This is a genomic window from Rhodospirillales bacterium (genome assembly GCA_016872535.1).
In the GTDB taxonomy this organism is placed as follows: domain Bacteria; phylum Pseudomonadota; class Alphaproteobacteria; order Rhodospirillales; family 2-12-FULL-67-15; genus 2-12-FULL-67-15.
On sequence record VGZQ01000012.1, the window covers coordinates 40,511 to 47,942 of the forward strand.

Below are 7,432 nucleotides of genomic sequence, written 5' to 3' on the forward strand. Positions count from 1 at the left end.
AGCTCTCCGTCAGGTGACGATGTTGTTGAGCGCTTCGAACATGCGCTGGATCACGTTGACGACGCGCGCTGCCGCCGAATAGGACTGCTGGTAGAGGAGCAGCGAGGACATCTCCTCGTCGAGGTTGACGCCGCGCTCGTTATCCGACTTTGTCTTGAGGGACTCGAACAAGGATTTGCTCATTTCGGCGTCGGCGGTGTTGTTGTCGGCGCGATTGGCATTTTCGGACAGAATTTGCGCGGCGTAGCCCGTAAAATTGACGGTAATTCCGCCAAGATGGCCGGTGGTCTTGAAGGTTGTGTTGGCGTTCAGGGCCTGGGCGAGCTGCAGGGCCGAGGTATCGTCGCCGGCGCTGGCGTAATAGAGGCCGGAGGCGCCAAGGTTGGAATCCCACTGGACGGTCCCGCGCGATATCAGGGACGGTGTCAGAACGATGTCGGAACGGACGGCCAGGGCCGATGCGGTGCGGATGTCGGCAATGTGCATGTTCAAAGTACTTAAGAGCGTGCCGGCCGTTTGGGTGAGCGTAAAGCTGCTGCCGTTTTCGTGCGTGATTCGCAGCCGGTAGCCGGCGCCGTCCGGCACCAACGCGGCGTCGAGCTTGGGAACGTTATTGTTGATCAGGTCGGCGATGCCTTGCAGGCTGGTGCCGGCGGGAATCGCAAGCGGGCTGCCGGTCAGCGCGCCGGTCGAGTCGCGGAACACCAGTGTCGCGGCACCCGAAGAAAATGTGCCGGTGATGACGTCCGATTCATGGACGTTATCGGCGAGATTGTCGACGAAGAAGTCGTTAAGCCCGAAGAAATTGGAAAATCCAAAAACCGTCTGATCCACGGTTCCGTCGAAGTTGGCGTCGAACCCGATTTCGGCGTCCTGGTGGGTGCTGCCGTTGGCGGTCGCGGTTTGGTCCCGGAACGCGAGGCTGAGGGACGGCTGGTTGAGCTCGATCGCCAATTTGCCGCTCGAATTGACCGCCACCGTCGCGGTCGACGCCCCGTTGTCGCGCAGCCAGTCCTGCAGTTTCGTCGCGACGTTGTTGATCGTCCAGGGGCCGCGGCTGGCCTGCGCGCCAAGACTGGCGGTCACGCTGGTCATGATGGTGTTGAGCGTCGAGACCTGGCTTTGATTGCCGCTCGAATCGAACAGCACGATGGTCACGTCGTCGACCGAGCCGGTCGGATCAAGCCGGATCGTTTGCGACCCCGGTTCGATGAAAGTCCGCGTGCCGGTCATGGTCTGCATGCCGGGGAAGGGCATGCCCCGGTTGTGCACCTGATTGACCACGTCGCGGATCATCGCGGCGAAGTGATCCAGCTCGCTTTGCAGTTTCGGCAGAACCTGATCGCGCGCATCAATCAAGCCTTTCAGCTTGCCGCCCTGGATGGAATTGGTCAGGTCGTTGCCGGCGACCTTGTCGCCGATGTAGAGGCCGTCGATCTGGCCGCCGGCATGGCTGAGCGTTTCCGACATGGTTGAGGCGACGTCGTGCGACAGCACTCCGGGAATCTTGTCGACCAGCGTACGCCCGTTGGTGGTGTAGATAACGGCATCGCCGTCCGAGCGGAAGAAGTAGCGAATGTCGATGATCGACGCGAGTTCGTCGATCGCCTGATCGCGCTGGTCCTTGAAATCGGATACGTCGCGCCCGGTGGAGGAGTTGGCAATCAGGGAATCGTTGAGGTCGCTGATCCGGGTGATCAGTCCGTTGATCCGGTCCTTGTGCTCGCCGATGGCGATGTCGGCCTGCAGGCGCAAATCCTGGATCGTGGCGGTCATGGACTTGAGTGAATCGGTCAACTGCTGGCCCCAGCGCACCAGGTTGCTCTGTTCGATCAAGCGGTTGGGCGAAACCACCAGCAATTCGGCGGCATCCACGAACTTCTGGGTGATATGGGCGAGCGAATTGTTGTTGCCGGGCGCGCCGAACGCATCCTGCAGGCGCTCGAATATCGCGATCTGGCTGTCGAATCGCCGGAACAGGCTGCTTTCCCGGCGCATGGCGCGCAGCAGGCCCTCGTCCACCCGGCGGCCGATATCGGCGATCTGGACACCCGCGCCGGCGCCGCCGACCACGCGCGTTTCCAGATTCACGATCTTGCGCGAATACGCCGGCGTGTTGACGTTGGCGATGTTGTTGGCGACGGTATTCAGCGCGGCTTGGCTGGTGAGCAAGCCGCTCTGGACCGTTCGCAGCGCGAGGGTAATATCGCCGGCCATGTCGATCCGCCTTCCGTCGCGGAATTTTTACAACGACCGATCGAGGGTGATCGGCAGACTTTTCGGAGCTCCGCGCGCGCCGGCCGCCGCCGCGGCTTTTCGGCCGCGAACGCCGTAAATCGCCGGTCCCGGCGCGCTCGATTTGACCGCTTCGGCGATGAGATCGACGACGCGACGATTGGCTTCGATGGCGATCTTGAGCAACCGCGCGTTGCGCTCAATCAGATCCCGCACCCGCGCGCCGATTTCGCGCAAGCGCCCGCCGAGATCCGGGTCGGCTTCGGCCATGGCGGCAGGGTCGTCGCCGAGAGTTTCCATGCGCGATTCGTAAGCGCGCCCCAGGCGCGTCTTTTCCTCGAGCAGGGCCGGGAGGCTGCCGCGCTCGTAACGGGTCAGCGCCGCGTTTTCCTGCTCGAGCACGTCCGCCAGTTGCCCGGAGATCGCGATCAGTTCGGAGAGGCGTTTGTTGATATCCATAAGGATTCTCCTGGAGATTGCTTCTGACGAGTCGCCGTTCAACGCGATTCCTGGGCCTTGAGAATTTCGCGGTAAACCATGTCGGCGATTCCAATTCCGCCCGAGCGCGCGACGGCTTTGCCGTACTGCTCGACCTGGAATCCGCGCCAGATCTCTTCGCCCGGTCCGCCCGAGAACGGCTCCGCCGGATCCACCTCGCGGAACATCGGTTGCAGCATCTGGGCGATGAAGAACGATTCGAAATCACGCGCGACTTTTTTGGCCTGCTCCTCGCTCGCCTTCTTGCCGAGCGACGGCGCAACCGGCTTGTTAACGAAAAGCTGTTCGGCCTGGAAGGTGACGGCGTTCTCAAGGCTCATCACAGCACTCCCATATCGGCTTGCATGGCGCCGGCCGCCTTGATCGCCTGCAGTATGGTGATCAGGTCGCGCGGGCCGATGCCCAGCGCGTTGAGACCGTTGACCAGTTCCTGCAACGTCACGCCTTGATTGAGCACCGCGAGTTGGCGCTCGGCGCCTTCCTCGACCTGGATATCGGTGCGCTGCACCGTCGTGGTGGTGCCGACTTGCGCGAAGGGACCCGGCTGGGATACTTGCGGCGCCTCGGTAATGCGGATGGTGAGCGAGCCTTGCGCGATCGCGACCGTGGAGATACGCACGTTTTCGCCCATGACGATGGTCCCGGTCGCCTCGTCGATGAGGATGCGGGCGACCTGGTCGGGTTCGACGCGCAACTGTTCGATGTCGGTCAGCAGGTTGACGACATTGCCGATATAATTTTCCGGAACCAGAAGATGGATGGTGGTCGGGTCGCTCGGCCGCGCCGCGTCCGTGCCGAGAAACGCGTTGATCGCCTGGGCGACGCGCCGCGCGGTGGTCAGGTCCGGATTGCGCAGCCCGAGTTTCACGCGGCTCAGATTGGCGAGCTTGAAGGCGATTTCGCGTTCGACGATGGCGCCGTTGGCGATCCGCCCCGAGGTCGGCACGCCCTTGGTCACGGTTTCGGCTTGGCCGCTGGCGGCAAAGCCGCCGACGGTGAGCGTGCCCTGGGCGACGGCGTAGACTTCGCCGTCGGCGCCGAGCAGCGGCGTCACCAGCAGCGTGCCGCCGAGCAGGCTTTTGGAATCGCCGAGCGCGCTGACGCGCACGTCGAGACGGGCGCCTTGACGCGCGAACGGCGGCAGCTTCGCGGTCACCATCACCGCGGCGACGTTTTTCGAATCGAGTCCAGCGTCGGTCGGCTTGACGCCGAGCCGGTTGAGCATCGATTGCAGGCTCTGCTTGGTGAAATGGCCGGTCTTGAGCGAATCACCGGTGTTGTTGAGGCCGACGACGAGGCCGTAGCCGACCAGCTGGTTTTCGCGCACCCCTTCGAAATCGACGATGTCCTTGATCCGCGACGACGCGGACGCCGGTCCGGAACCGAGGATCGGAGCGAACGCCAGGACGAACGCGACAAGACCTAGGGTGAAGCGGCGGATCATGGATGGGCTCCTGCGGTCGTATCCCTGCCAATTTCGTGCCAGTGTCCGGATTAATGTAACTAGTTGGAATAAAAACATTTTTTGTCGCTTCATGGGATCATTTTTCGATCTGACGCTGGCCATTTTCAACCTCCCGGCAATTTTTACCGGTCCACCCCGCGCCCAGCCTAGGCCCGGACCAAGTCGCGTATCGTCACGGTCAACTCGTCGTTGGTGCGAAACGCAAGCGCATTGGCGTTGTAGACCGCCTGGGTTTGGATCATGCGCGAGAACTCGTCGGCAATTTCGACGTTGGACGACTCGACCGCGCCGGCGGCGAACAGGGCCTTGCCGTTGGTGTTGGGATCCTCGATGCGCGGGGTGCCGGACGCTTCGTTTTCCTCGAACACCATGCCGTTGCGCATGGTCAGGTTGTTGGGGCTGGTGAAGTAGGCAAGCGGAAGCTTATAGAGGCGGCGGCTGTTGCCGTTGCTGAAAGTGCCGACAAGGAATCCGTCCTGGTCCCAGGATATTCCGCCCAGGTTCGATTTTTCGAACCCGTCCGAATTCTGGCTAAGGGCCGTAAAGCCGGTGTCGAATTGGGTCGTGGTCGACAGGTCGAGGGTGAAACTACCCGTGGTTCCGCCGTTGAAGGTGAGGGAATAGGAGATAGGAGACGTCGGGGACGATAACGCGCCCTTCCCGGAAAAAGTCAGGGTAGTCGACGCAGTTGTGGTCGTGTTGGTGACGTTGGCGGTGGTGGTTGTCCGGCTGGCGGTGTTGGCGGCGCCACCGCCGATGTTGGTTGCGGATTGAGTGCGTGTGAACGGCGTGTTGACGGCATCGGCGGTCAAGCGAATGACGCCAGCGCCATTGGCCGACGCGGTGACGGGCAGGGCGGCGTCGGCGTTGATCGAGGCAATCAGGGCATCGCGGACGGCGTTGATGCCGGATTCGGATCCGGTCAAGGTGTAAGTGAAAACCGTGCCGTTGACGGTGATCGAATAGGAGTCTCCGGCTTCGATGGTGCCGGCAATGGTGACGTCATCCACTTGCGCCACGCCGGGGGCGGCAGCGGTGATATTAACGCCGTTGGCTGTATTGTCGGCGGTGCTGGTGACGTTGGTGGCGCTGACAGAAGCCGTAAAAGCAGTACCGGCGGTCTTGGCGGTCAACGTCAGCACGCCGGTCCCGCCAGCCGCTGCGGTGACGGTGGAGTTGGTATTGGCGTTGATCTGGCTCACCAGGGCGTCGCGCGCAGTATCGATGGTCGTGGTCGCGCCGGAGCGGGTATAGGTGTAGGTCGTACCGCCGACCGTCACGGAATAGGAATCGCCGGGTTCGACGGCGCCGGCGAGCGTAATGGTGTCGACCTGCGCGGTCGGCGTTCGGCTATGGGTGGCGGACACCTGCCACGTATTCTCGTCGCTGCGGGTGAAATTAAGCCGAACCGGCTGACGGTTGCCGGCGGAATCGATCACCGAAATCGAATAGCTGTGATAGCCATTCGGGATGGAGCCGGAATCGGCGTTGGATACGGCGGTGGCGTGCGCGGCGGCGGCGGTCACATTGGCGGTGACGGTTGCGGGCGTGGCCGTGTTGTCGGCGGTGGCGCCGCCGTTGGTCGCGCTTGCCGTGGCGGTGAACGCGGTGCCGATGGTTTTGGCCGAGAGCTGAACCACTCCGGTGCCGCCGATGCTGGCGGTGACGGGGGCGCCGGCCGCGGCGTTGATCTGCGAAATCAGGTTGTCGCGCACGGCGTTGATGTTCGCCTCGCCGCCGGTGGTGGTGTAGGAATATGTCGCACCCCCGACCGTTATCGAATACACGTCGCCCGCCTCGATGGTGCCGGCAAAGGTAACGGTATCGACCCGCCGGGTCCCCGGTATCAACGTCGTCGAGGCCGGCAGGTTGACTCCCAAATCGACCTTGGTGGTAGCGGTGAACGTGTTGGCGAAATTGTCCGCGTCGACGCGCAGCGCCTGCACCGCGCCCGAGGTGGGGAACACCCCGGTTGTCGCGTTGGGCGCCCAACCCATCAGGTAATAGCCGTTCTTGTCGACCAGATAACCGGGAGTTGTGGTGGTCGTGCCGCTGGTGACGGGCGCTCCCACTTTTATTTCGAACGAACCGTCGCGGGTATAGAAAGTCTCGCCACCCGTAATCGCGGTGCTGACCACGAAGAACCCATCGCCGACAATGGCGAGATCGAGGTCACGGGTGGTGGTGAGCACGACCCCTTGGTTATCGATCATTTGCACGTCGATCGGGCGGGATCCGCCAAGATCGCTTTGGTTCCGCAGGGATTCGCTCAAGACCGTCTGGAAGCGCGTTTCGGTGCGCTTGTAGCCGCCGGTGGTAGCGTTGGCGATATTCTGGCTGATGGTGCCGAGACTCTGGGCCTGGCTTTGCAGGCCGAGAATGCTGGGGGCGAATGCGCTGTAGACGGGCATGGCGATGGCTCCTGTGGATCGCGGCCGGCCACGGCGGAAGGGAGGACTCCCACGCCGCGGACGGTCTGATCCGGTTGGAATGAAGCAAACGGAATGCCAGCTTTTGACTTATCTAACCTATTGAAGTGGAACGACTTTGATCAGCCGCGCTTAAGCGCGGTCAACGGGCGTCGCACCGGGCTGGAATTTATTGCCTAGCGGGGAAAAACGAAGCTGCGCGCCGGATCGATGGTCAGTTCGACGTCGCTGCCCGGTACCGCCCGGAAGACGCCGGGTATGCGCGCGTCCATCCGCTCGCCGCCAGGCCCGGCGAAGCGGACGAAACTCGCCCGGCCGATGGGATGGATATCAAGCACCGTCAGCGGGATTGGCGACGGGATCACCGGGCGCTGCTCGGTTGCGGGCGGCACTGGCGCGCGCGGCATAAGGGCTTCGGGTCGTATTTGCACCTCGACCGGGGTTCCGTCCGCGATTCCGGAGGCGGCGAAGGAACCGATGAACGTATTCGCCCGTCCGTCGCGGACGACGGCCTCGATTCGGTTGAGCGGACCGAACAGCGACGCGACGAACGAATTGGCGGGGCGGAAATAAATATCGAGCGGCGTTCCCGCCTGGATGATGCGACCGTCGTTCATGACCAGCAGCCGGTCGGCCATGAACATCGCCTCTTCGGGGTCGTGGGTCACCATCAGGGTCGCGACGCCGGTTTCCTTGAGCAGACCGAGCGTATCGGCGCGAACCTGCACCCGGAGCGTCGCGTCGAGATTGGAAAACGGCTCGTCGAGCAGCATTACGCCCGGTTCGGGAGCCAGCGCGCGCAGCA

5 protein-coding genes are annotated in these 7,432 nt (G+C 62.9%); all 5 read right to left on the reverse strand.

Going from position 1 to position 7,432, the window contains the following annotated elements; all coding sequences use genetic code 11:
• Positions 1–9: 9 nt before the first annotated feature.
• The 5 genes from flgK to FJ311_04050 all read right to left on the reverse strand — a co-directional run bounded on the left by flgK (position 10) and on the right by FJ311_04050 (position 6,609).
• Positions 10–2,217, reverse strand: a complete 2,208-nt coding sequence (flgK, locus tag FJ311_04030; GenBank protein MBM3950604.1) for a flagellar hook-associated protein FlgK — start codon at positions 2,215–2,217, stop codon at positions 10–12.
• 27 nt (positions 2,218–2,244) lie between these two features.
• A complete protein-coding gene (locus FJ311_04035; protein ID MBM3950605.1) occupies positions 2,245–2,694 on the reverse strand; it encodes a flagellar protein FlgN in 450 nt (149 codons plus the stop codon).
• A 38-nt stretch (positions 2,695–2,732) separates the two neighbouring features.
• The gene (locus FJ311_04040) at positions 2,733–3,053 is read right to left on the reverse strand and encodes a hypothetical protein (GenBank protein ID MBM3950606.1); all 321 of its coding nucleotides are present in this window, start codon (positions 3,051–3,053) and stop codon (positions 2,733–2,735) included.
• Positions 3,053–4,177: a flagellar basal body P-ring protein FlgI gene (locus FJ311_04045; protein ID MBM3950607.1), complete on the reverse strand. Its 1,125-nt coding sequence runs from the start codon at positions 4,175–4,177 to the stop codon at positions 3,053–3,055. Before FJ311_04045 ends, FJ311_04040 begins: the two co-directional genes overlap by 1 nt.
• Before the next feature lie 167 nt (positions 4,178–4,344).
• Positions 4,345–6,609: a flagellar hook-basal body complex protein gene (locus FJ311_04050; GenBank protein ID MBM3950608.1), complete on the reverse strand. Its 2,265-nt coding sequence runs from the start codon at positions 6,607–6,609 to the stop codon at positions 4,345–4,347.
• Positions 6,610–7,432: the final 823 nt, after the last annotated feature.